The organism is Peribacillus sp. V2I11 (genome assembly GCF_030817135.1).
Classification (GTDB): Bacteria; Bacillota; Bacilli; order Bacillales; family DSM-1321; genus Peribacillus; species Peribacillus simplex.
In genome coordinates this window covers 609120-632065 of the sequence record NZ_JAUSYW010000001.1, presented here as the reverse complement: position 1 = coordinate 632065, position 22946 = coordinate 609120, and the positions used below count along the sequence as shown (strand labels likewise).

Annotated in this window: 17 protein-coding genes and 4 pseudogenes; 20 read left to right on the top strand and 1 reads right to left on the bottom strand. The window is 40.0% G+C overall.

Going from position 1 to position 22946, the window contains the following annotated elements:
* Positions 1–3: 3 nt before the first annotated feature.
* From topA to codY, 6 genes are all read left to right on the top strand, one after another.
* Positions 4–2079, top strand: a complete 2076-nt coding sequence (gene topA, locus QFZ73_RS02965) for a type I DNA topoisomerase (protein ID WP_307262766.1) — start codon at positions 4–6, stop codon at positions 2077–2079.
* Between the two features lie 427 nt (positions 2080–2506).
* A complete protein-coding gene (gene trmFO, locus QFZ73_RS02960) occupies positions 2507–3814 on the top strand; it encodes an FADH(2)-oxidizing methylenetetrahydrofolate--tRNA-(uracil(54)-C(5))-methyltransferase TrmFO (RefSeq protein ID WP_251427912.1) in 1308 nt (435 codons plus the stop codon).
* A 59-nt stretch (positions 3815–3873) separates the two neighbouring features.
* Entirely contained in the window at positions 3874–4776 is a 903-nt protein-coding gene (gene xerC / locus QFZ73_RS02955) for a tyrosine recombinase XerC (RefSeq protein WP_307262761.1), read from the top strand.
* A gap of 20 nt (positions 4777–4796) precedes the next feature.
* The gene (gene hslV, locus QFZ73_RS02950) at positions 4797–5324 is read left to right on the top strand and encodes an HslVU peptidase proteolytic subunit (RefSeq protein ID WP_048684874.1); all 528 of its coding nucleotides are present in this window, start codon (positions 4797–4799) and stop codon (positions 5322–5324) included.
* Between the two features lie 12 nt (positions 5325–5336).
* Complete coding sequence (gene hslU, locus QFZ73_RS02945; RefSeq protein WP_076366543.1) at positions 5337–6746, top strand: ATP-dependent protease ATPase subunit HslU; 1410 nt, start codon at positions 5337–5339, stop codon at positions 6744–6746.
* Positions 6747–6854: 108 nt separating this feature from the next.
* The gene (codY, locus tag QFZ73_RS02940; RefSeq protein WP_057278408.1) at positions 6855–7634 is read left to right on the top strand and encodes a GTP-sensing pleiotropic transcriptional regulator CodY; all 780 of its coding nucleotides are present in this window, start codon (positions 6855–6857) and stop codon (positions 7632–7634) included.
* 144 nt (positions 7635–7778) lie between these two features.
* On the opposite strand, the pseudogene QFZ73_RS02935 reads toward codY, so the two are convergent.
* A pseudogene (locus tag QFZ73_RS02935) lies at positions 7779–9135 on the bottom strand (IS1182 family transposase).
* A 987-nt stretch (positions 9136–10122) separates the two neighbouring features.
* On the opposite strand from QFZ73_RS02935, the pseudogene flgB reads away from it, so the two are divergent.
* From flgB to QFZ73_RS02865, 14 genes and pseudogenes are all read left to right on the top strand, one after another.
* A pseudogene (flgB, locus tag QFZ73_RS02930) lies at positions 10123–10516 on the top strand (flagellar basal body rod protein FlgB).
* Between the two features lie 65 nt (positions 10517–10581).
* A pseudogene (locus QFZ73_RS02925) lies at positions 10582–10730 on the top strand (chemotaxis protein CheW); the annotation flags it as partial.
* A pseudogene (locus QFZ73_RS02920) lies at positions 10703–11167 on the top strand (chemotaxis protein CheD). The pseudogenes QFZ73_RS02925 and QFZ73_RS02920, both read left to right, overlap by 28 nt.
* A gap of 122 nt (positions 11168–11289) precedes the next feature.
* Positions 11290–12057, top strand: a complete 768-nt coding sequence (locus QFZ73_RS02915; protein WP_307262749.1) for a FliA/WhiG family RNA polymerase sigma factor — start codon at positions 11290–11292, stop codon at positions 12055–12057.
* Positions 12058–12435: 378 nt separating this feature from the next.
* The gene (locus QFZ73_RS02910) at positions 12436–12651 is read left to right on the top strand and encodes a hypothetical protein (RefSeq protein WP_251427922.1); all 216 of its coding nucleotides are present in this window, start codon (positions 12436–12438) and stop codon (positions 12649–12651) included.
* Between the two features lie 400 nt (positions 12652–13051).
* Positions 13052–13765, top strand: a complete 714-nt coding sequence (gene rpsB / locus QFZ73_RS02905) for a 30S ribosomal protein S2 (RefSeq protein ID WP_034313644.1) — start codon at positions 13052–13054, stop codon at positions 13763–13765.
* A 308-nt stretch (positions 13766–14073) separates the two neighbouring features.
* Positions 14074–14958, top strand: a complete 885-nt coding sequence (tsf, locus tag QFZ73_RS02900) for a translation elongation factor Ts (RefSeq protein ID WP_251427925.1) — start codon at positions 14074–14076, stop codon at positions 14956–14958.
* A gap of 125 nt (positions 14959–15083) precedes the next feature.
* Entirely contained in the window at positions 15084–15806 is a 723-nt protein-coding gene (pyrH, locus tag QFZ73_RS02895; RefSeq protein WP_034313639.1) for a UMP kinase, read from the top strand.
* Between the two features lie 3 nt (positions 15807–15809).
* The gene (gene frr / locus QFZ73_RS02890) at positions 15810–16367 is read left to right on the top strand and encodes a ribosome recycling factor (protein WP_053534379.1); all 558 of its coding nucleotides are present in this window, start codon (positions 15810–15812) and stop codon (positions 16365–16367) included.
* 400 nt (positions 16368–16767) lie between these two features.
* Entirely contained in the window at positions 16768–17541 is a 774-nt protein-coding gene (locus tag QFZ73_RS02885; RefSeq protein ID WP_137019721.1) for an undecaprenyl pyrophosphate synthase, read from the top strand.
* 25 nt (positions 17542–17566) lie between these two features.
* Complete coding sequence (locus QFZ73_RS02880; protein ID WP_251427940.1) at positions 17567–18364, top strand: phosphatidate cytidylyltransferase; 798 nt, start codon at positions 17567–17569, stop codon at positions 18362–18364.
* Between the two features lie 38 nt (positions 18365–18402).
* Entirely contained in the window at positions 18403–19563 is a 1161-nt protein-coding gene (gene dxr / locus QFZ73_RS02875) for a 1-deoxy-D-xylulose-5-phosphate reductoisomerase (RefSeq protein ID WP_251427943.1), read from the top strand.
* A 7-nt stretch (positions 19564–19570) separates the two neighbouring features.
* On the top strand, positions 19571–20839 hold the full coding sequence (rseP, locus tag QFZ73_RS02870; RefSeq protein ID WP_251427946.1) for an RIP metalloprotease RseP: 1269 nt from the start codon (positions 19571–19573) through the stop codon (positions 20837–20839).
* Positions 20840–21106: 267 nt separating this feature from the next.
* On the top strand, positions 21107–22807 hold the full coding sequence (locus QFZ73_RS02865; protein ID WP_307262729.1) for a proline--tRNA ligase: 1701 nt from the start codon (positions 21107–21109) through the stop codon (positions 22805–22807).
* Positions 22808–22946: the final 139 nt, after the last annotated feature.

Below are 22946 nucleotides of genomic sequence, written 5' to 3'. Positions count from 1 at the left end.
TGGATGTCAGAATACTTAGTGATTGTGGAATCGCCCGCAAAGGCGAAAACGATAGAACGTTACTTGGGAAAAAAATATAAAGTAAAGGCTTCCATGGGGCATGTACGCGATTTGCCTAAAAGTCAAATGGGTGTCGATGTCGAACATGAATATGAACCTAAATATATAACTATCCGCGGCAAAGGCCCGGTTTTAAAAGAATTGAAGACCGCTGCAAAAAAAGCGAAAAAAATCTATCTCGCGGCTGACCCCGACAGGGAAGGGGAAGCCATAGCCTGGCATTTGGCTCATAGTCTTGATGTTGACATTAACTCGGATTGCCGCGTGGTATTCAACGAGATCACGAAAGAGGCTATCAAAGAATCATTTAAATCGCCGAGGCCAATAAATATGAAATTGGTTGATGCCCAGCAGGCAAGAAGGGTCTTGGATCGTTTGGTCGGTTACAATATAAGCCCGCTTTTGTGGAAAAAGGTAAAAAAAGGCTTAAGCGCGGGACGGGTCCAATCGGTTGCTGTGCGGATGATCATTGACCGGGAGAAGGAGATCAAAGATTTTATCCCGGAAGAGTATTGGACAATCAAGGCTGATTTTGTAAAAGGAAAAGAACAATTTGAAGGTTCCTTCTTCAGCCTTGGCGGCGAGAAGAAGGAATTAAATACCGAAGAGGACGTCAAAAAGGTGCTCGCTTCTTTAAATGGCGGAGAATTTACGATAGGAACTGTGGCTAAAAAGGAAAGAAGGCGCAATCCAGCTGCACCTTTTACAACTTCTTCCCTGCAACAGGAAGCGGCACGTAAATTGAATTTCCGTGCAAAGAAGACCATGATGCTTGCCCAGCAGCTTTATGAAGGAATCGAGCTTGGCAAGGAAGGTACAGTCGGTTTAATCACATATATGAGAACCGATTCGACCCGGATTTCCGATGTTGCGAAAGAGGAAGTCCATACCTTCATTCAAAATAATTATGGTAAAGATTATGTTCAGGTTGAACAGCGCAAGGAGAAAAAACAAACCAATGCCCAGGACGCCCATGAAGCAGTCAGGCCAACAAGCACATTACGTGAACCGGGAGTAGTCAAGGAGTTCTTATCCAGAGATCAATTCCGTCTTTATAAATTGATTTGGGAACGATTCGTTTCTAGTCAAATGTCTTCGGCGGTCATGGATACGATGAGCATCGACCTGCATAACGGGGATGTCATCTTCAGGGCAAATGGTTCAAAAATTAAATTTCCGGGTTTCATGAAGGTATATGTTGAAGGGTCCGATGACTCGGTGGAAGAAAAGGAAAATGCACTACCGGATGTAAAAAAAGGAGATGAATTCTTTTCAAAAGATATCGAGCCGAAGCAGCATTTCACACAGCCTCCGCCCCGGTACACTGAGGCCCGTCTTGTCAAAACCCTCGAGGAACTGGGAATAGGCCGTCCTTCTACGTATGCCCCTACCTTGGATACGATTCAAAAACGTGGCTATGTTACCTTGGATAATAAACGGTTCATCCCGACAGAGCTTGGTGAGATCGTCCTTGAATTGATACGTGAATTCTTCCCGGATATTCTTGATGCAGAGTTCACTGCCAAGATGGAACAGGAATTCGACAGCGTCGAGGAAGGCAGTATTGAATGGATAAAGGTCATCGATGAATTTTATAAAGAATTTGCAGTTCATTTGGCTAAAGCCGAAGTCGAGATGGAGAAAATTGAAATCAAAGATGAACCTGCAGGTGAAGATTGCGTGGAATGCGGACATGGGATGGTCTTTAAGATGGGACGTTATGGAAAGTTCATGGCATGCAGTAATTTCCCGGATTGCCGTAATACAAAACCAATCGTTAAAGAAATCGGTGTCAAATGCCCAAAATGTAAAGAAGGAAACATCATTGAAAGGAAAAGTAAAAAACGCCGCATATTTTACGGGTGTGATACCTACCCTGGATGTGACTTCATATCTTGGGATAAACCGCTGCCGCGTAGTTGTCCGAAATGTGAAGGTACACTTGTTGAGAAAAAACTCAAAAAAGGCGTCCAAGTCCAGTGCATGGATTGTGATTTCAAAGAAATGCCCCAAGCATAGAAAAGACCGTGAAATCGTTTACTTACCCTGTGAACTTTCGAAAAACCCTAAATATAAATTGACTCGGCATCTGCCGAGTTTCTTTATGTTCAGGAAAGTATGATATCATGATGCTATGTGGATTTACTTAAAAGAAGAAAATGGATAGAGCTTGAAACTTTTTTATTTAGGCCATGTGATGTAAAATTCAGTGGACAAGTACATTCTTTTAAAGATATAATTCCTATTTGCGTCCGTTACCCTTTTTAGAAAAGATGGAATGCAGGAAGAATGCCGGCTTTATGGCATATGCTTTAAAATAATCGTTAGCAGGAAAGAGTATTTCGGGTATAAATACATAGATATCGTTAAAAATGAAACTTTTATGAAAGCAGTTTTAATGATAAATGATCCTGTCTTATCATATCTATACATGGAGGTTCGAAAAATGAAAGAAACAAAAGTAAGTGTAATCGGTGCTGGGCTTGCTGGAAGTGAAGCGGCGTGGCAGTTAGCTAAAAGAGGAATTAAAGTCGATCTATATGAAATGCGACCTGTAAAACAAACGCCAGCCCATCATACCGATAAATTCGCTGAACTTGTTTGTTCCAATTCACTTCGGGCAAATACTTTAACAAATGCAGTTGGGGTATTAAAAGAAGAAATGCGTATACTGGATTCGGTCATCATGTCCGCAGCAGATACTTGTGCTGTACCGGCTGGCGGTGCTTTAGCTGTTGATCGTCATGAATTTGCCGGTCTTGTTACGGAAAGGGTCAAAAATCATCCAAATGTGACGGTCATTAATGAAGAAGTGACGGAAATTCCGGAAGGTCCTACCGTCATTGCAACCGGTCCCCTTACAAGTCAGTCACTATCTGACAGCTTAAAGCAAATCATGGATGAAGAATACTTGTACTTCTATGATGCTGCTGCACCAATTCTTGAAAAAGACAGCATCAACATGGATAAAGTATATTTGAAATCCCGTTATGATAAAGGGGAAGCAGCTTATTTGAACTGTCCGATGACGGAAGATGAGTTTGACCGCTTTTATGAAGCATTGATTGCTGCTGAAACAGTCCCGCTTAAAGAATTCGAAAAAGAAATCTTTTTTGAAGGCTGCATGCCCATTGAAGTGATGGCATCACGTGGGAAGAAAACGATGTTATTCGGTCCATTGAAGCCTGTTGGCTTGGAAGATCCAAAAACGGGAAAACGCCCTTTTGCTGTAGTTCAATTGCGTCAAGATGATGCGGCAGGAACACTTTACAATATTGTTGGTTTTCAGACACATTTGAAATGGGGGCCGCAAAAAGAAGTATTGCAGCTCATACCTGGATTGGAAAATGCGGAAATTGTCCGTTATGGAGTTATGCATCGAAACACGTTCATAAACTCACCTAATGTTTTGAAGCCTACGTACCAATTCAAGAATCGGGATGATTTATTCTTTGCCGGTCAGATGACTGGCGTCGAAGGGTATGTAGAATCGGCTGCATCGGGACTTGTTGCAGGTATCAATGCTGCAAGGATCGTCCAAGGATTGGAGCCTATCATTTTCCCTGCGGAGACGACGATGGGCAGCATGGCAAGGTACATAACGTCGACGAATGGAAAGAGTTTCCAACCGATGAATGCCAACTTTGGGTTGCTTCCAGACCTTGAAGTGAGAATCAAATCCAAAAAAGAGCGGAACGAAACGCATGCTAAACGCGCTTTGGACACAATTCAGAACTTTGTGAAAAATTTGTAAAATATTTGCCTGCTGTTTTAAAGTATGATACTATTTATTAGCCTTTGCGAGGTGTTTCCATGATTGATCAAAAAAAGGCATTATCATCCTTCATTGAATATTTACAAATTGAAAAAAACAGTTCACATTACACCATTGAAAATTATAAACGTGATATTCACGGATTTTTTCTGTTCCTTAATGAACAGGGCATTGAGGATATCACGTCCGTTGAATATTTTGATGTCCGGTTGTATTTAACGAATTTATATGAGAAAAAACTTTCTAAGCGCACTGTAGCAAGAAAAACTTCTTGCTTGAGGAGCCTTTATAAATTTTTACTACGTGAAGGCGATGTGAAGGATAATCCTTTTTCTCTTGCTTCTTTACCTAAAAAGGATCAAAGACTGCCACGTTTTCTTTATGAGAAGGAAATGAATCAGTTGTTTTCTTCTTTAAAGAAAGATTCACCGATAGGAATAAGAAACAGTGCCTTACTGGAATTATTGTATGCTACAGGCATTCGCGTAAGTGAATGTTGTGAGATTAAACTGCAGGATATCGATCTTTCCTTAGGTACGGTACTTGTCCATGGAAAAGGAAAAAAAGATCGCTACGTTCCGGTTGGTAGATATGCACAAGAAGCGATAGATTTATACATACGTACAGCCAGGATGGAATTGACTTCGTCTGACGCCAAGGCGCATGTTTATTTATTTGTTAATTTTCGTGGAGACCCTCTTACACCTAGGGGAGTTCGCTATATATTGAATGAATTGATTAAAAAGTCAGCCGCAGATGGAAGTCTTCATCCCCATATGCTAAGGCATTCATTTGCTACACACCTATTGAATAATGGGGCGGACATTCGCACGGTTCAGGAATTGCTTGGTCATTCTAAAATTTCATCAACGCAAATGTATACGCATGTTACAAAAGACCAATTAAAAAAAGTCTACAATGCATCACATCCGCGGCCTTAAATGTTGAAAGGGGACACTTTATGACAACGATATTTGCAGTGCATCATAAAGGTGAATGTGCCATGTCCGGTGATGGGCAGGTTACTTTAGGAAATTCAGTAGTGATGAAGCATACAGCGAGGAAAGTAAGAAAAATCTTTAATGGTAATGTCCTTGCAGGTTTTGCAGGTTCCGTTGCAGATGCATTCACTTTATTTGAGATGTTCGAAGCTAAACTTGAAGAGTATAATGGCAATCTTCAGCGTGCTGCCGTCGAAATGGCAAAGCAATGGAGAAGTGACAATGTATTGAGAAAGCTGGAAGCCATGCTAGTCGTGATGGATAAGAACCATTTGCTGCTCGTTTCTGGTACCGGGGAAGTAATTGAACCGGATGATGGCATTCTCGCCATAGGATCGGGAGGGAATTATGCACTTGCTGCCGGCAGGGCATTAATGCGGTTTTCCAGTGACCATTTATCGGCAAAGGAAATCGCCCAATCATCTTTACAAATTGCAGCGGAAATTTGTGTATTTACGAATACGAATATAATCGTGGAAGAGTTGTAAGGAGGAGCGCATATGTCAAAAAAGGCTAATTTAACACCGAGGCAAATCGTTGAAAAACTGGATCAGTATATCGTAGGGCAGCGTGAGGCAAAACGGGCAGTGGCAGTGGCTCTTCGGAATCGCTACCGACGTTCCCTTCTCTCGGATCAACTTCGTGATGAAGTCGTTCCGAAGAATATATTAATGATTGGACCGACAGGCGTTGGGAAAACAGAAATAGCTCGGAGAATGGCTAAATTGGTAGGTGCTCCTTTTGTAAAAGTTGAAGCAACGAAATTTACGGAAGTCGGGTATGTCGGCCGGGATGTAGAGTCCATGGTTCGTGATTTGGTTGAGACTTCCGTCCGCCTCGTGAAGGAAGAAAAGATGGCCAGCGTAAAGGAACGGGCAGAAGAAAATGCAAATCGCCGTTTAATAGAGCTATTAGTGCCATCAACTAAAAAACAGAGTAATTTCAAGAATCCACTTGAAGTCTTTTTTGGAGGCAATAACAATCAAGACGAACAGGATTCGGAAGAAAATTCCGAAGATTTAAGTTTGCAGGAAAAAAGAAAAATTGTCGCTGAAAAGCTGGCTAATGGTGAGTTAGAAAGTGAAATGATAACGGTCGAAGTGGAAGAACAGGCTGCTTCGATGTTTGATATGCTCCAAGGTTCGGGAATGGAACAAATGGGGATGAACATGCAGGACGCCTTAGGAAGCTTGATGCCGAAAAAAAGCAAGAAGCGCAAATTGAAAGTAAGTGAAGCGAGAACCGTTTTAACAAATGAAGAAGCGGCAAAATTGATTGATATGGATGAAGTCACTTCCGATGCAGTATACGGGGCTGAGCAAAATGGGATTATCTTCATAGATGAAATCGACAAAATTGCCAGTAAGCAATCTGGAAGTTCATCAGCGGATGTATCAAGAGAGGGTGTCCAAAGGGATATCCTGCCAATTGTTGAAGGTTCGACAGTAGTGACTAAATATGGTTCAGTTAAAACGGATCATGTCCTATTCATTGCTGCAGGGGCCTTTCATATGGCTAAGCCATCCGACCTTATCCCTGAATTACAAGGTAGATTCCCAATTCGTGTAGAATTGAACAAACTGACTGTAGACGACTTTGTACGGATTCTCCATGAACCGGATAATGCCTTGTTAAAACAATATGTTGCTTTATTAGAAACTGAAGGTATAGAAATTGAATTTTCTGACGATGCTGTTCGTAAGATAGCTGAAGTCGCCTTCGAAGTAAATCAAAACACAGACAATATTGGTGCAAGAAGACTTCATACCATTTTGGAACGGTTGCTTGAAGACTTATCTTTTGAAGCTCCGGAAATAACGATGGAGAAGATTACAATTACGCCCCAATATGTCGAAGGTAAGCTTGGTTCTATCGCCCGGAATAAAGATTTAAGCCAGTTTATCCTATAATTAAGAAACAATTTTGGCAATGATTTGCCTACGCAATGAACATAAAATTACGGAAATACAACTTCATAGTTATTGTGAACCATGGTATTTTTAGGAGGAACAAATCAAATGAACTTATTAGCAAAAACGAGAAAAATCAATGCAATGCTCCAAAAAGCAGCAGGTAAAGCAGTTAACTTCAAGGAAATGGCTGAAAGTTTAAGTGAAGTTATCGAAGCGAACGTATTCGTCGTCAGCCGACGTGGAAAATTACTTGGCATAGCGGTAAGTCAGCAAATTGAAAACGAACGCATGTACAAAATGTTGGAAGATAAACAATTTCCTGAAGAGTACACAAAAAACCTGTTCAATATTCCTGAAACCTCTTCGAATCTTGATATCGAAAGCGAATATACTGCTTTCCCAGTCGAAAACAAAGAGCTTTTTGCAACTGGATTAACAACGATCGTACCGATTATGGGTGGGGGAGAACGTTTAGGAACGTTGGTTCTTGCACGATTACAAGAAAAATTTCACGATGATGATTTAATTTTGGCTGAATATGGTGCGACTGTAGTCGGGATGGAAATCCTACGTGAAAAATCAGAAGAGATAGAAGAAGAAGCTCGTAGTAAAGCTGTCGTTCAAATGGCAATTTCCTCGTTATCTTACAGCGAATTGGAAGCAATTGAGCACATCTTTGAGGAGCTTAAAGGTAATGAAGGTCTGCTTGTAGCATCTAAAATTGCCGACCGTGTTGGTATCACCCGTTCCGTTATCGTAAATGCACTAAGGAAACTGGAAAGTGCAGGAGTCATTGAATCACGCTCTCTTGGAATGAAAGGTACTTATATCAAAGTATTGAACGATAAATTCCTTCTTGAATTAGAGAAGCTTAAAAATAATTAACATATAGAAGGGCAGTCCTTGAAAAAGGGCTGCCTCAGTTTGTAGACAAAAGGGGTTCGGAATTAAAAAATTCCGAACCTCTTTTAAAATTCCTTTTGAATTTTGAACAAAGGTTAAGAGATTTGGGCTCTTCGAGCCACTATGTTAAGCCATTATAGGACCCTGCCATGTCCAATTGGCCATCTTCTTTAAATTAATGGCAGCGAAAGTAAGCATCGCTTGCATCGACAATTTTTTTAGTCCCCTTAAAGTAGTCCAACGCATACCATGCTTTTCTTTTGCATCCGCGAATACACGCTCAATCGTTTCTTTGCGTTTCGCAAATATAGGTTTTACATCTTGATGATGACGCAGATGATCTGCTTCTTCCACATATGCTTGCCAGATATGCCGTGTCACTACTTTTTGATGGTCTTTGCTTTCTGTACACCGTGATAAATATGAGCATGTTGCACAAATTTGTTTTGGCGATTTGTACTCGCGATAGCCCTCTTTATTTAATGTTAAGTACTTTAAACTTTCGCCCGAAGGGCAAAGGTAACAATCAAAGTGTTCATCGTAAACATAGTCATGTTTGCGAAAGAATCCTTCTTTTGTTCGAGGACGTGTATAGGGTAAAGCAGGTGTGATTTCTTTGTTAAATAGGTAGTTTGTAATCGCTGGTGTTTTATAAGCTGCATCTGCGGCAACTACTTCTAGTTTTCCGAATTTCTTAATCACTTGCTCAACAAGTGGCTCCAAAATATTACTGTCATGTGTATTACCAGGTGTTACAATCGTTCCCAATACAAAACCGTTGCGGTCTGCGGCCGCGTGGAATGAATAGGCAAACTGTTTTGTTCGTTCATCTTTCACATAGTAGCCACTCTCAGGAACCGTAGTACTTTCTTTAATTGCTCTGGTTTCTTCCTTATCAAATTTATCTGGTGGAAAAGGCTTCTTTCCATGGTTTTCACAATCTTGATTTATTTCATCTTGAAGACGTCCTGATATGCTCGTGTTTCTTTGCGTACGATTTTCTTTTCAAATTTGCGCTTATTCGCATTGGCTTTCACATGTGTGGAATCGACGAATACGTGTTCAGCACTTATTAACTTTCTATCAGCAGCTGTTATTACGATGCGATAGAAAATCTGTTCAAACAGGTCTGTATCTTTAAAGCGTCGCTCATAATTTTTCCCGAACGTTGAGAAATGAGGTACTTATCATGGAAACCATAGCCTAAGAATCAACGGTAAGCCATATTTGTTTCAGCTTCTTCAATCGTTTTACGCATGGAACGAATACCGAAGGTATATTGAATGAATGTCAGTTTAACTAAAATAACTGGATCAATACTTAGGCGTCCTACCTCTGAATACATATCTTTCACCAAGTCATAAATGAAAGTGAAGTCAATGGAAGCCTCAATTTTACGAACCAAATGGTTCGCCGGCACCAGTTGGTCTAAAGTAATCATTTCAAGTTGATCTCGCTGAATAGAATCATGTTTCGAAAGCATCCTCATCACCTCAAGTTTTAATAGATCTATTTTAAAACAAAAAAGACTGTAGGCAAAAGGAGTTCTATCTAAATTTTTAAACATAGTTGATTGGAACGGAAGGTGCGAGACTCCTGCGGGAATAGCGAGTCCAAGGGAGACCCCACAGGCGCAAGTGCGCCGAGGAGGCTCCCGGACCGCCCGCGGAAAGCGAGTGCCTGAAGTGGAAATCAACGTCCAAATTTGTACAAGCAAAAAACTGTAGACAAACTCGATTTTCCTCGAGTTTGTCTACAGTTTTTTTGTGATATTTGGATGTGTTGCTGTCTGGGACAACAGGCAAATGCGGGTGAATGACAGGGGGAAAGGATAAGGAGGTAATTAGTATTGATAATCTTATATCTGAAATGTGAATAGAGGCGTGTTTTCTATTAGAAGTAATAAAATAGTTAAATTTTTCTTTAAAAAGGACATTACATTATATTATTATAACTGTCGAAATGATGAAAATGAATGATGTTGTAACTTTTTGATTTTAATAGACTATGTTAACGGGTTTCAGCCTTTAGAGAATTTTGTCGAATGGAACAGCACTTTGAAAAAAACGTATTTTTTCAAAAAGGAAAAAGTGCATGAATCCTTTATTTTAAAGGGGAAAATCAACTAAACTAAAATAATTTTAATTGAAAGTAAATGAGGAGATAGGTTCTTAAGTATCGGGTATATAGTTTTGTTTTTCAATATGATATAAAAACTGATAGAGGTAAAATTTGGTTAATGTGTCGAATTTTATATTAAAGTGTCATATAACCTAATATTAATCTTATAATCATGCTAATAAAAACGACAATTTAAGCAATTTGTGACAATTTTCGATGATAATAGGTCTAAAGTCATGCATCGTTTATGGACATAGTTATAATGTTTCATTAAAATTAAAACGTAAATGAACTGGATTAATTAATTAATAAAGTCATTATCTGTTACTTATAGAAAGAGGTGATCGGTGTGGAATTATTTTCAAATACTTTTCAATCACTAGAAAATGCCCTTAATTATTCTAATGCAAAAAAAAGTCATTTCACAGAACATAGCCAAATCGGTTACGCCTAATTATAAAGCTAAAGAGGTCGACAAAATACAATCCTTTAAGGCTGAGCTGGAATCTTCCTTAGAGGCATATCGTACCGATGAACGACATTTCACCTTCAATTCAGAGGGGGGGCATGCTTCTCACATCGTAACACAGAAAAATGTCCGATATAACAATAATGGAAATAGCGTGGATGTTGATGAGGAAATGACGGATCTAGCTGCCAATCAGATTTTTTATAATGCAGTAACCGACAGGCTTTCAGGTAAGTTTCAATCATTGCAGAATGTAATAAGAGGAGGTAAGTGATGGGAATCTTCCATGTCAAAATGTATGGTTGAAACGTTCCAGGAAGAAATGGAATATATGGGGCCAGCGGATTAGTCGTTGATTCAATCATCGGGCAGCTGGAAGTTGTTCTGAAATCACTAGGTAGTTATTTAACTAGTGCATTGCAATATCGGGGGCGACGATTCTTGGTGATGGTCAAGTTGCATTAATCATAGATTGCAACACATTGATTCATTTACGATTCGTACTTCCGGGTTGGGGTCGGTGTTGGTGTTGTGATTTATGATCAAAAAAAAGAAATTGCAGGTTTGGCCCATATCATGCCGCCTGACTCTTCACTTTGCTAAATCGGGACTGATAAACATTGCCAAATTTGCAGATACGGCGATAAAGGAATTAGTACAGAACTTAGTAAAAGAAGGTGCAAGAATGCCATTCCTAAAAGCGAAGTTGGCTGGCGGGGCGCAAATGTTTCAATTTGCCTCCGGAGGGGCTTTAATGAGAATAGGCCCCCGGAATGTGGAAGCTGTCCGGAAAGAGTTATCTGACTTGCACATTAGAGTCGTTGCCGAAGATTTTGGCGGGAATAGCGGAAGAACGATTGAATTCAATTTAAATGATTGTTTGCAAAATATACGGACCGTTACAAAAGGGACTAAAAACATATAGGATCGGATTTGGCTTTTGAAAAGCCAAAAATATGACAGGTACACTTGCAACCGTATTTTATTGCATTTATGGCTAGGGGCCGTTTGATTACAAATCGTATAACAATGTTAGGAGGATGTCCAATGTCTCATCTGACCATCGAAGAAGAGCAGTTATGTTGGAAAAATTGGGTGGATTGCAGAGATCCGCTAGCCGGGGGCATTTTGGTGAAGAAATACATACCTCTCGTATCGTATCATGTTCAACGTATTTCAGTGAGTCTTCCTAAAAATGTGAGCCGGGATAATATAAGGAGTTTAGGGATGATGGGGTTATTCGATGCCCTGGAACGTTTTGATACGAAGCGTGACCTGAAGTTTGACACATACGCTTCATTTAGAATTCGTGGTGCTATTTTAGATGGATTAAGAAAAGAGGATTGGCTTCCACGGAGTGCAAGAGATAAAGCCAAGAAAATAGAATCTGCAATAGAAAAGCTGGAGCAGCAATACATGAGGAACCTTTCGCCATATGAGATTGCCGCTGAATTGAATATCCCGGAAGATGAAGTATATGCTGCATTAAATGAGAATTTCTTTGCCAATGTACTATCAATGGATGAAAATCCCCAAGAGGACGATAAAGAAAGCGCGAATTTTCATATTATTAAAGATGAAAAGGCGGATTTACCTGAGGAACATGTGTTAAGGGAAGAACTGCATGTGGAATTAGCCAAAGTCATAGAAACCCTTAATGAAAAAGAACAGTTGGTTTTACAGCTTTTTTATAAAGAAGAACTAACATTAACCGAAATCGGACAAGTGATGAGCCTATCTACTTCCCGGATATCCCAAATTCACTCGAAAGCGATATATAAATTAAGAAACACGATGCAAGATCAAAAGATTTAATCATGATATTTTGATTGAAGAGGGCTATGGAGTCTGGGAAGCATAAAGATCTCAATTGAACGAAGAAAGCCCCTATATGTCAACTTGAAAGGATTCATACGGGTACCCGCTTCAATAAATGTTTCGAAATCAAAGAATGTTCGAACTGTACTTTGTCAAGAAGAGCATGGAGAAAGTAATCAAGAAAAAACAACAGTGAAAAAAGATTCCCATCCGTATAAAGGTAACAGGATTGACTAGGTTAATTAGGATGCAACATGTCAGCGTTTTTTATATTTCTGTTGTTTGTATTAAACCCATTTTTGCCATAATCGTTTTATAACTTCGTCAAAATCGTTTAAGTAAGTTGGAAAAAGACCAAAAACCATCATTGGAGAAATGGAACAACTTTTGTCTGGTTATTTAATGGAGATGAAAGAGGACAACGAGACATTGGTAAAGGCATTCACCAATTCGGTGGCAATGAATCCCGAGCATGGACAAAAAGGACAAGAACATGGTTCAATCAAAGAAACAAAGGAAGATAAAGAAGAAAAACAAGAACAAAACATGCTGCTAGAGTATAAAGAGGGAAGCCATGCCGCCGCCAAATAGAAGGCGATTAACGCCTATAAAATAATGCCTGAAGAAAATGAGGCCAATGTATTACCCGTAAAAGTCGAGGACAAATTGAAGCTTTCATCGGCTGGCAATTCCCCTCAAATTAGCGATAGCTCTTTCTCCGTATGACCGCGACCTAACTTTTGGCGATTTCCTCTACTGAATGTCCTGATCCGCTAGCATATCCACTTTTTCATTTAATGACCGTTCATTTAACGAAAGTTTCGCATGAATAGATAAAGATATCTCTTGATTGTGCAGAGCCATTATGATATATTATGAAATGGTGTTAATACACACGCCCCGTGATTCTTGCAGATGGTGCTGTTACGACAGTTTCTGTATGAAAATGATCGGTGCGGAGGAAAAACAAAACCATTTAGGAGGAACTAAAATGTCAGTCATTTCTATGAAACAATTGCTTGAAGCTGGTGTGCATTTCGGACACCAAACACGTCGCTGGAACCCGAAAATGAAGAAATATATCTTCACTGAGCGTAACGGCATCTACATCATCGACCTTCAAAAAACAGTTAAAAAGGTTGAAGAAGCTTATAACTTCGTGAAAGAACTAGCTGCTAACGGTGGTACTGTTCTTTTCGTCGGAACTAAAAAACAAGCTCAAGAATCTGTTAAAGAAGAAGCTATCCGTTCTGGTATGTACTATGTAAACCAACGTTGGTTAGGTGGAACTTTAACAAACTTTGAAACAATCCAAAAACGTATCGCTCGTCTTAAAGATATCGAAAAAATGGAAGAAAACGGAACTTTCGAAGTACTTCCTAAAAAAGAAGTTATCCAACTTAAAAAAGAATGGGATCGCTTAGAGAAATTCTTAGGCGGTATTAAAGATATGAAGACTCTTCCAGATGCGATCTTCGTTATCGACCCTCGCAAAGAGCGTATTGCTGTTGCGGAAGCACACAAATTACACATTCCGCTTGTTGGTATCGTTGATACAAACTGTGATCCGGATGAAATCGATGTAGTTATTCCTGCGAATGACGATGCAATCCGTGCTGTTAAATTATTAACAGGTAAAATGGCAGATGCTATCTTAGAAGCTAAACAAGGCGAAGAAACAGCAACTGAAACAACTACTGCTTAATAAGTAAAAAAGGTTGCTTACTCAGTAAGAAAAAAGGTGATAAGAGGATAATGCCTTTTATCCCTTTTTTTTGCACTAAATAAACATACATAAAATCACTGTACGGAATGTCTTTTTAAAAAGGTATGGGCGATTTTTAAGGGATGAAATTCATCAGCTGGTTTAGTTCCGTCAGATTGACTGAAAAAGTGGATGTTTTTTCTGAAATATTGTCAAGGGTCGTTATTTTCTTTGATGATAACAAGTATTTTTTGCAATAATGGGTAAAGATTGAATAAACTGCATTTAATTTGAGGAGGATATATATTATGGCAATCACTGCACAATTAGTTAAAGAATTGCGTGAAAAAACTGGTGCCGGTATGATGGACTGTAAAAAGGCACTTGTACAAACAGAAGGCGATATGGAAAAGGCAATCGATTTCCTACGTGAAAAAGGAATTGCAAAAGCTGCTAATAAAGGCGACCGTATTGCTGCTGAAGGTTTAACTTCAATCGTTGTAGAAGGAAACCAAGCGGTTATTCTTGAAGTGAACTCAGAAACTGATTTCGTTGCTAAAAACGAAGGCTTCCAAACTCTTGTTAAAGAATTGGCTGCATTCCTTCTTGCTAACAAACCTGAAAGCGTTGAAGCAGCTCTTGAGCAAACAATGGAAAATGGAGCAAAAGTTGCAGATCATATCAATGCTGCTGTTGCTAAAATCGGGGAAAAATTAACTCTTCGCCGTTTCCAAGTCGTTTCTAAAACTGATAACGACGCATTTGGTGCATACCTTCACATGGGTGGGCGTATCAGCGTACTTTCAGTTCTTGAAGGTACAACTGACGAAGAGGCAGCTAAAAGCGTTTCAATGCATATCGCTGCAATTAACCCTAAATATATCTCTCGCGACCAAGTAGATGCTAGTGAATTAGAACGCGAACGCGAAGTTCTTACGCAGCAAGCGCTTAATGAAGGAAAACCTGAAAAAATCGTTGCGAAAATGGTTGAAGGACGTATTAATAAATTCTACGAAGAAATCTGTGTTAACGAACAAGCTTTCGTTAAGAACCCTGATCAAAAAGTGGGACAATTCGTTGAATCAAAAGGCGGAAAAATCCAATCATTCGTTCGTTATGAAGTAGGGGAAGGTCTTGAAAAACGTCAAGAAAACTTTGCTGAAGAAGTAATGAACCAAGTTAAAAAAGACTAATTGTCAGATAATTAATAATGGGGAACACTCTTGTGTTCCCTATTTTTTGAAATATCATGAATTTTTGGTAGTATTGCAAGAAAGCATGATGAACGAATGAAAAGATTACATAGTTGGAGGTTCTCATGAGTAACGCTAAATATAAACGTGTCGTTTTAAAACTAAGTGGCGAAGCATTAGCCGGTGAAGAAGGATTTGGAATTAACCCTGCAGTAATTAAATCTATTGCTGAACAAGTCAAGGAAGTGGCTGAGCTTGATGTGGAAGTGGCTGTTGTTGTCGGCGGTGGAAACATTTGGCGCGGGAAAATAGGCAGTGAAATGGGCATGGATCGTGCTAATGCCGATTATATGGGTATGCTGGCTACTGTCATGAACTCATTGGCATTACAAGACAGTCTTGATCAGCTTGGAATTGAAACGCGCGTGCAAACTTCCATTGAGATGAGACAAGTCGCAGAACCATACATTAGACGCCGTGCAATCAGGCATCTAGAGAAAAAGAGAGTGGTGATTTTTGCAGCTGGTACAGGTAATCCATACTTCTCAACGGATACCACTGCCGCCCTGCGTGCTGCTGAAATTGAAGCTGATGTCATCTTGATGGCGAAGAATAATGTGGATGGCGTTTACAATGCAGATCCGGTTAAGGACAAAAATGCAGTGAAGTATGATAAACTTTCCTATCTTGATGTGATCAAAGAAGGGTTAGAAGTAATGGATTCAACTGCTTCCTCGCTATGCATGGACAATGATATTCCATTGATCGTCTTCTCGATCATGGAAAAAGGTAATATTAAACGGGCCGTTTTAGGCGAAACGCTTGGAACTATTGTAAGGGGGAAATAAAAGATGCCGAAACAAGTTATTTCGAATGCGAAAACGAAAATGGAAAAAGCCATTGGAGCGTACACACGTGAATTAGCAAGCATCCGTGCCGGAAGGGCAAACGCCTCATTGCTTGATAGAATCTCGATTGATTATTATGGTTCGCCGACACCAGTTAATCAGGTGGCTGGTATTTCTGTCCCGGAAGCTAGACTATTAGTAATTCAACCATATGATAAAACGGTATTGGGTGAAATCGAAAAGGCAATTTTGAAATCGGACTTAGGCTTAAATCCTTCTAATGATGGATCGGTCATCAGGATAGCCATCCCGGCGTTAACTGAAGAGCGCAGAAAAGAGCTTGTGAAAGTTGTGAAAAAAGAAGCGGAAGAAGCGAAAATAGCTGTCCGTAATGTGCGTCGCGATGCTAATGATGATTTGAAAAAGCTTGAAAAAAGTGGTGAAATCACTGAAGATGATTTACGTGGCTATGCTGATGACATCCAAAAGATGACAGATGGCAATATCACGAAAATCGATGAAATTACAAAAGATAAAGAAAAAGAAATTTTGGAAGTATAATTTCCACTGAAGAATTGATTAAATAAAGAGGGCCGAATCCATACTGGGTCATGTCTTGGTTCTAACATATAGGTGTGCTTAAAGGAGAAAACTGTTATAATAAGGTTTCTCCGATAATGATTACTCCTTTAGTTAGTATGTTGCATGCAAACTTTGGAGGTGGTCCTTTTTTTGCATTTTTCATGTTAATCATAACCGGTTTTAGAAAAAAAAGAAGTAATGATTTCTCCCTTTCTGACTTCTAATGAAGAAATAATTTTCATAATAATAATATGAGAACCAGTTTTTTTTTGATATTATAATATAGATTCTTTTTAAGCGGCAGAAAGCTTGATATACATAGTGCACGAAAACTTTGCCTTTGTAGAGAGATAAGTACAACCTGATGGGGGACTAACATATGTATTCACTTTGGAAGCGTTTCGTTAAAAAAGATGCTTCTTCCGATGTAACAAATAGGATTCAGCATATTAAACAGTTTGATGTTCCTCAGCATATCGCCATCATTATGGATGGGAACGGCCGTTGGGCCAAAAAGCGTGCATTGCCACGTGTGGCGGGTCATCATGAAGGAATGAAAACCGTTCGTAGAATTACGAAAGTTGCCAATAAATTAGGGGTCAAAACTTTGACAGTCTATGCGTTTTCCACTGAAAATTGGAAACGTCCGAAAAGTGAAGTCGACTTTTTGATGAAGCTTCCCCAGGAATTTCTTGGGACATTTTTACCCGAGCTCATTTCCGAAAATGTAAGAGTTGAAACGATAGGGGACTTGTCACTCATTCCTTCACATACTCAAAGTGCCGTTAAACGGGCGATGGAAGACACGAAAGACAATGATGGGATGATTCTGAATTTTGCCCTGAACTATGGAAGCCGTGGGGAGATTGTATCTGCAGTGAATAGCATCATTCAAGATGCTAAGAATGGTATAATAAAGGAAAATGTAACTGAGGAAATGCTATCCAGTTACCTGATGACCAAACATTTGTCGGATCCAGATTTACTGATCCGTACAAGCGGTGAAATCCGTTTAAGTAATTTCATGCTTTGGCAGGCGGCATATACTGAGCTGTGGTTTACTGAGGTGCTATGGCCGGATTTTAGTGAAGAGCATTTATTGCAGGCAGTTGAGGAGTATCAAAAGCGTTCACGAAGATTCGGTGGCGTTTAATGTAGAAGGCGAGGAAAATGGAATAATGAAACAACGAATTATTACGGCGGTCGTAGTTGCCGCTATCTTCATTCCACTAGTCATTTTAGGGGGCACTCCCTTTTTACTGACGGTTTATCTGTTAGGGTCAATTGGTTTGTATGAACTGATGAAAATGAAAAAGTTACGTGTACTATCTTTTGAATCATTTCTTTCTCACATATTATTGTGGGTGCTTTTATTGCCTAATGAGCATACCGCTTTTTTAGCAGAAATAAATTACGATAAAGTTCAAGTCTTCTTAATCGGGGTTTTGCTGCTGTTGCTTTATACAGTCGTTTCAAAAAACCGTTTTACTTTTGATGACGCAGGCTTTCTAGTGATTTCAATCCTGTACTTGGGGATGGGTTTCTACTACCTATTTGAAACACGTGACTCTTTGGGGTTGGGGCTGATCTATATCCTGCTTACCCTATTTACGATCTGGGCGACCGATTCCGGTGCCTACTTCATAGGTAAGTCAATGGGTAAAAGAAAGCTATGGCCAGAAATAAGTCCAAACAAGACGGTGGAAGGATTTATCGGCGGGTTATTTTCCGCGATGGTAGTGGGTGTTCTATTTTACGCCTTCTCCAGCCTTGACTACACGTTATTGCAATTATTATTGATTTCATTAATCATTGGGGTATTCGGCCAATTGGGTGATCTCGTTCAATCGGCGTATAAACGTCACTATGGCGTTAAGGATTCAGGGAAGCTTCTCCCGGGACATGGTGGAATTTTGGACAGGCTTGATAGCGTGATATTCATTTTACCGATTTTGCATTTATTGCATGTTTTATAAATATAGGCAAGCGTTATATGAATTAGGAGATGAACAATTTGAAAAATATCAGCCTTTTGGGCGCGACAGGATCTATTGGTCAACAAACAGCTGATGTAGTTAGGTCCCATCCAGATCAATTCAAGATCGTGGCGCTTTCTGCTGGAAGGAATATAGAATTGGTCAGGACTTATATACAAGAGTTTGAACCGAAACTGGTTTCAGTCCAGACGGAAGAAGATTTTCATGTTTTGAAAAGTGAATTCTCCAGCAGCAAAGATATCGAGTTCATGTATGGAGATGAGGGATTGACTGCTGTTGCTGTTTATGGTGAGGCGACGATTTTGGTCAATGCAGTCATCGGAAGCGTGGGTCTTTATCCGACACTTCAAGCAATAAAGGCTAAAAAAGATATTGCTATCGCCAACAAGGAGACTTTGGTGACGGCAGGTCATTTGGTCATAAGTGAAGCAAAAAAAGCGGGGGTCAGATTGCTGCCGGTTGACAGTGAGCATTCCGCTATTTTTCAGGCATTGCAAGGTGAAAAGGAAAAAAATATAGAACGTCTTGTCATTACAGCTTCAGGAGGCAGTTTTCGAGATCGAACCAGGGAAGAATTGAAGGATGTAACGGTGGAAGAGGCTCTGAACCATCCGAACTGGTCAATGGGAGCTAAAATCACGATCGATTCAGCATCAATGATGAATAAAGGATTGGAAGTAATTGAGGCCCACTGGCTATTCGATCTTCCCTACGATAAAATTGATGTATTGCTACATAAAGAGAGCATCATCCATTCCATGGTTGAGTTTCATGACTCCAGCGTGATAGCGCAACTGGGGACACCTGATATGCGGGTGCCGATACAATATGCACTTACTTATCCAGACCGTATCCCGCTAGCAGGTCGCAAACGACTTAACCTTGCTGAAGCAGGCAAACTGCATTTTAGCGATATGGATTTCACCAGATATCCTTGTTTGCAATTCGCCTATAAAGCGGGTAAAATGGGCGGAACGATGACTACTGTGTTGAATGCCGCCAATGAAGCCGCAGTCTCTGCATTCTTATCTGGAAAGGTAACCTTCCTTGAAATTGAAACGTTAATTGAAAAGGCGCTGAATCAGCATTCCAACATAGCCCTTCCAGATTTAGAAACGATTCAGGAAGTGGATCATATGACAAGGCAGTATATAGAATCTTTAGTGAAAGATAGGTGACCGGAACATGCAGACTTTAGAAACGATTATAGCGTTCATCATCATTTTTGGCGCTCTTGTATTTTTCCATGAGCTTGGGCACTTAGTGTTTGCAAAGCGTGCAGGAATTTTATGCCGTGAGTTCGCAATCGGTTTCGGGCCAAAAGTATTCACATATAAGAAGAAGGAAACCGTTTATACCATTCGATTGCTTCCTCTTGGCGGGTATGTGCGCATGGCTGGTGAAGACGCAGAGAATGTAGAATTGAAGCCCGGCTATCGAGTGGGATTAATGTTTGATAATGAAGAGAATATTACAAAAATCATTTTGAACAATAAAGATAAATATCCTGATATTCGTCTTGTGGAAGTTGAAGTGATCGACCTTGATCATAAACTGATCCTTACTGGTTATGAAGAAGGTGAGGAAGAAACACTAAAAACGTTTGCCATTCATAAAGAAGCGGTGATCGTTGAAAATGGTGTGGAGAACCAGATTGCTCCTTTTGACCGGCAATTTGCCTCAAAGTCGCTTGGGCATCGTTTCCTAACGATTGTAGCGGGTCCGGCAATGAATTTTGTTTTGGCTTTTGTCATTTTTGTATTGATAGGCCTGTTTCAAGGAGTTGTGGTGGATGAAGCGAAACTTGGTGAGTTGACTCCAGATGGTTCGGCAGTAAATGCCGGTTTAAAATCGGGGGATGTCATTCAATCCATAGAAGGGACGGAAGTCTCCACTTGGGGAGATGTTCAGGAAAGCATTCAGAAGAACCCTGGGCAAGAGATCGAGTTTGTCGTTGACAGGGACGGGAAAACTTTGGAAGTTCCGGTTGTTCCACAAGAAGTGGAGAGGGAAGGAAAGGAAATCGGGATTATCGGTGTTTACCCTCCGGTTGAAAAAGCACCGATTAAAGCTATACAATATGGTTTCACAGAAACATATTTTTGGACAAAACAAATCTTCATCATCCTTGGTGACCTCGTAACCGGTGGATTTACGATTGACAGTTTATCTGGTCCTGTAGGAATATATAAATCAACTGAGGAAGTAGCGAAACAAGGTTTATTCACGTTAATGAAATGGGCAGGGCTGCTCAGCATTAACCTGGGAATCATGAACCTGCTTCCGTTACCGGCATTGGATGGAGGAAGACTGTTATTCTTTGTGGTCGAATTCTTAAGAGGGAAACCAATTGACCGTCAAAAAGAAGGGATGGTCCACTTCATCGGCTTTGCTTTGCTGATGTTATTGATGATTGTCGTTACATGGAATGACATCCAGCGATTCTTCCTGTAAGACGTGTTTGGATAATGCAAAACAGGCCAGCAGATTTATCTGTTGGTCGTTTTCTTATCTGAAGGGATTTCCTAGTTTTTTAACCGTTTTGGGGAAATTGTTTGTTTTCTAGGGAAATCGTAAGTATAATCGAGAATGAGTATATTAAATTAGCTTTTCTGAATAACGCGGAAAGTCTTTTTTGTATGAAATGACCGTATTAATGTTGCGGTATGAATTTTACCGTAGCTGCAAGTAATTTAAAGGAAATATTGAAGAGGTGCAGATATGAAACAAAGTATGACGTTGATCCCTACATTAAGGGAAGTGCCTGCAGATGCTGAAATCAAAAGTCATCAGCTGCTATTACGTGCAGGATTTATGAGACAAAACTCCAGCGGGGTTTATAGTTTTATGCCGCTTGGAAAAAAGGTGCTTCAAAAGGTCGAGGCGATCGTTCGGGAAGAGATGGAAAATGCTGGCGCAGTAGAACTGTTGATGCCGGCTTTACAACAGGCCGAATTCTGGCAGGAATCAGGACGCTGGTATACCTATGGTCCAGAGTTGATGCGACTTAAGGATCGCAACAACCGTGAATTTGCGCTTGGTGCCACACATGAAGAAGTGATAACCAGCTTAGTTCGCGATGAGGTGAAATCCTATAAGCGTCTTCCATTAACGGTTTATCAAATCCAAACCAAATTCCGTGATGAAAAAAGACCGCGTTTCGGATTGTTGCGCGGACGTGAGTTCATCATGAAGGATGCTTATTCTTTCCATGCTAATCAAGAAAGCCTGGATGCTGTTTATAAAAATTTATATGCAGCATATTCGAATATATTTAGCCGTTGTGGGTTGAACTTCCGTGCCGTAATTGCCGATTCGGGTGCTATGGGTGGTAAGGATACACATGAATTCATGGTCCTATCTGAAATAGGGGAAGATACCATCGCATATTCGGATACTTCCGATTATGCAGCTAATATTGAAATGGCACCGGTGAGTGTGAAATATGAAAAAAGCTCCGAAGAACAAATTGCACTTGAAAAAGTTCATACACCAGGTCAAAAATCGATTGAAGAAGTCGCTTCATTCTTGAATACTGATGCAGAGAAACTAATAAAATCGTTATTGTTTAAAGTGGATGAAAAGTATGTGCTTGTTTTGGTGCGAGGAGATCATGAAGTCAATGATATCAAGCTGAAGAATTTCTATAACGCTTCAATTGTTGATTTGGTCGAACCAAATGAGACGAAAGAAGTCTTAGGATGTACAATTGGATCTCTTGGACCAATCAATGTCACTTCTGAAGTGGAAGTGATTGCGGATGCTGCCGTCGCAGCCATGGTTAATGGGATTTGTGGTGCAAATGAGGAAGACCACCATTATGTGAACGTAAATCCCGTTCGTGATTTTAACGTGGCCAATTATATAGATCTTCGTTTCATCCAAGAGGGTGACCCATCACCGGATGGAAACGGAAAAATTAAATTTGCCAAAGGGATTGAGGTAGGCCACGTATTCAAACTAGGAACTAAATATTCCGAAGCTATGAATGCGACATTCCTAGATGAGAATGGACGGTCGCAGCCTATGATCATGGGCTGTTATGGTATAGGTGTTTCCCGAACACTTGCAGCTGTTGCTGAACAATTCAACGATGAAAAAGGATTGGTCTGGCCGGCGAATTTAGCCCCATATCAAGTCCATTTGATTCCAATCAATATGAAGGATGAGGCTCAGGCTGCCCTGGCAGAAGAATTATATAATGATTTAAAGGCACAAGGCATGGAAGTTCTTATGGATGATCGTCAAGAACGTGCTGGCGTAAAATTCGCAGACTCTGACTTGATCGGTCTTCCTGTCAGGGTGACTGTAGGTAAAAAGGCATCCGACGGAATCGTCGAAGTGAAAATCCGTAAAACGGGTGAGGTTCTTGAAATTGAAAGAGTTGAACTAACTCAAAAGCTTCACGAAATACTGGGATAATATAAAAATAGGGGAATTAGGCATCATTCAATTGGATGATGCCTTTCCTTTTCATGGATTTGGATACTATTGAAACATTCATGATATGTTATAATAGCCTCTGATATCAAAACGAAAATGATAGTGAATAATATCTAAA

What these genes read in the sequence shown, in the direction of transcription:
- xerC (WP_307262761.1), top strand. Translation starts at nt 3,874, where the DNA reads ATGATTGATCAAAAAAAGGCATTATCATCCTTCATTGAATATTTACAA.
- pyrH (WP_034313639.1), top strand. Translation starts at nt 15,084, where the DNA reads ATGAGTAACGCTAAATATAAACGTGTCGTTTTAAAACTAAGTGGCGAA.
- frr (WP_053534379.1), top strand. Translation starts at nt 15,810, where the DNA reads ATGCCGAAACAAGTTATTTCGAATGCGAAAACGAAAATGGAAAAAGCC.
- QFZ73_RS02910 (WP_251427922.1), top strand. Translation starts at nt 12,436, where the DNA reads ATGGAACAACTTTTGTCTGGTTATTTAATGGAGATGAAAGAGGACAAC.
- topA (WP_307262766.1), top strand. Translation starts at nt 4, where the DNA reads ATGTCAGAATACTTAGTGATTGTGGAATCGCCCGCAAAGGCGAAAACG.
- QFZ73_RS02865 (WP_307262729.1), top strand. Translation starts at nt 21,107, where the DNA reads ATGAAACAAAGTATGACGTTGATCCCTACATTAAGGGAAGTGCCTGCA.
- trmFO (WP_251427912.1), top strand. Translation starts at nt 2,507, where the DNA reads ATGAAAGAAACAAAAGTAAGTGTAATCGGTGCTGGGCTTGCTGGAAGT.
- QFZ73_RS02915 (WP_307262749.1), top strand. Translation starts at nt 11,290, where the DNA reads ATGTCTCATCTGACCATCGAAGAAGAGCAGTTATGTTGGAAAAATTGG.
- hslU (WP_076366543.1), top strand. Translation starts at nt 5,337, where the DNA reads ATGTCAAAAAAGGCTAATTTAACACCGAGGCAAATCGTTGAAAAACTG.
- QFZ73_RS02885 (WP_137019721.1), top strand. Translation starts at nt 16,768, where the DNA reads ATGTATTCACTTTGGAAGCGTTTCGTTAAAAAAGATGCTTCTTCCGAT.
- QFZ73_RS02880 (WP_251427940.1), top strand. Translation starts at nt 17,567, where the DNA reads ATGAAACAACGAATTATTACGGCGGTCGTAGTTGCCGCTATCTTCATT.
- codY (WP_057278408.1), top strand. Translation starts at nt 6,855, where the DNA reads ATGAACTTATTAGCAAAAACGAGAAAAATCAATGCAATGCTCCAAAAA.
- rseP (WP_251427946.1), top strand. Translation starts at nt 19,571, where the DNA reads ATGCAGACTTTAGAAACGATTATAGCGTTCATCATCATTTTTGGCGCT.
- tsf (WP_251427925.1), top strand. Translation starts at nt 14,074, where the DNA reads ATGGCAATCACTGCACAATTAGTTAAAGAATTGCGTGAAAAAACTGGT.
- hslV (WP_048684874.1), top strand. Translation starts at nt 4,797, where the DNA reads ATGACAACGATATTTGCAGTGCATCATAAAGGTGAATGTGCCATGTCC.
- rpsB (WP_034313644.1), top strand. Translation starts at nt 13,052, where the DNA reads ATGTCAGTCATTTCTATGAAACAATTGCTTGAAGCTGGTGTGCATTTC.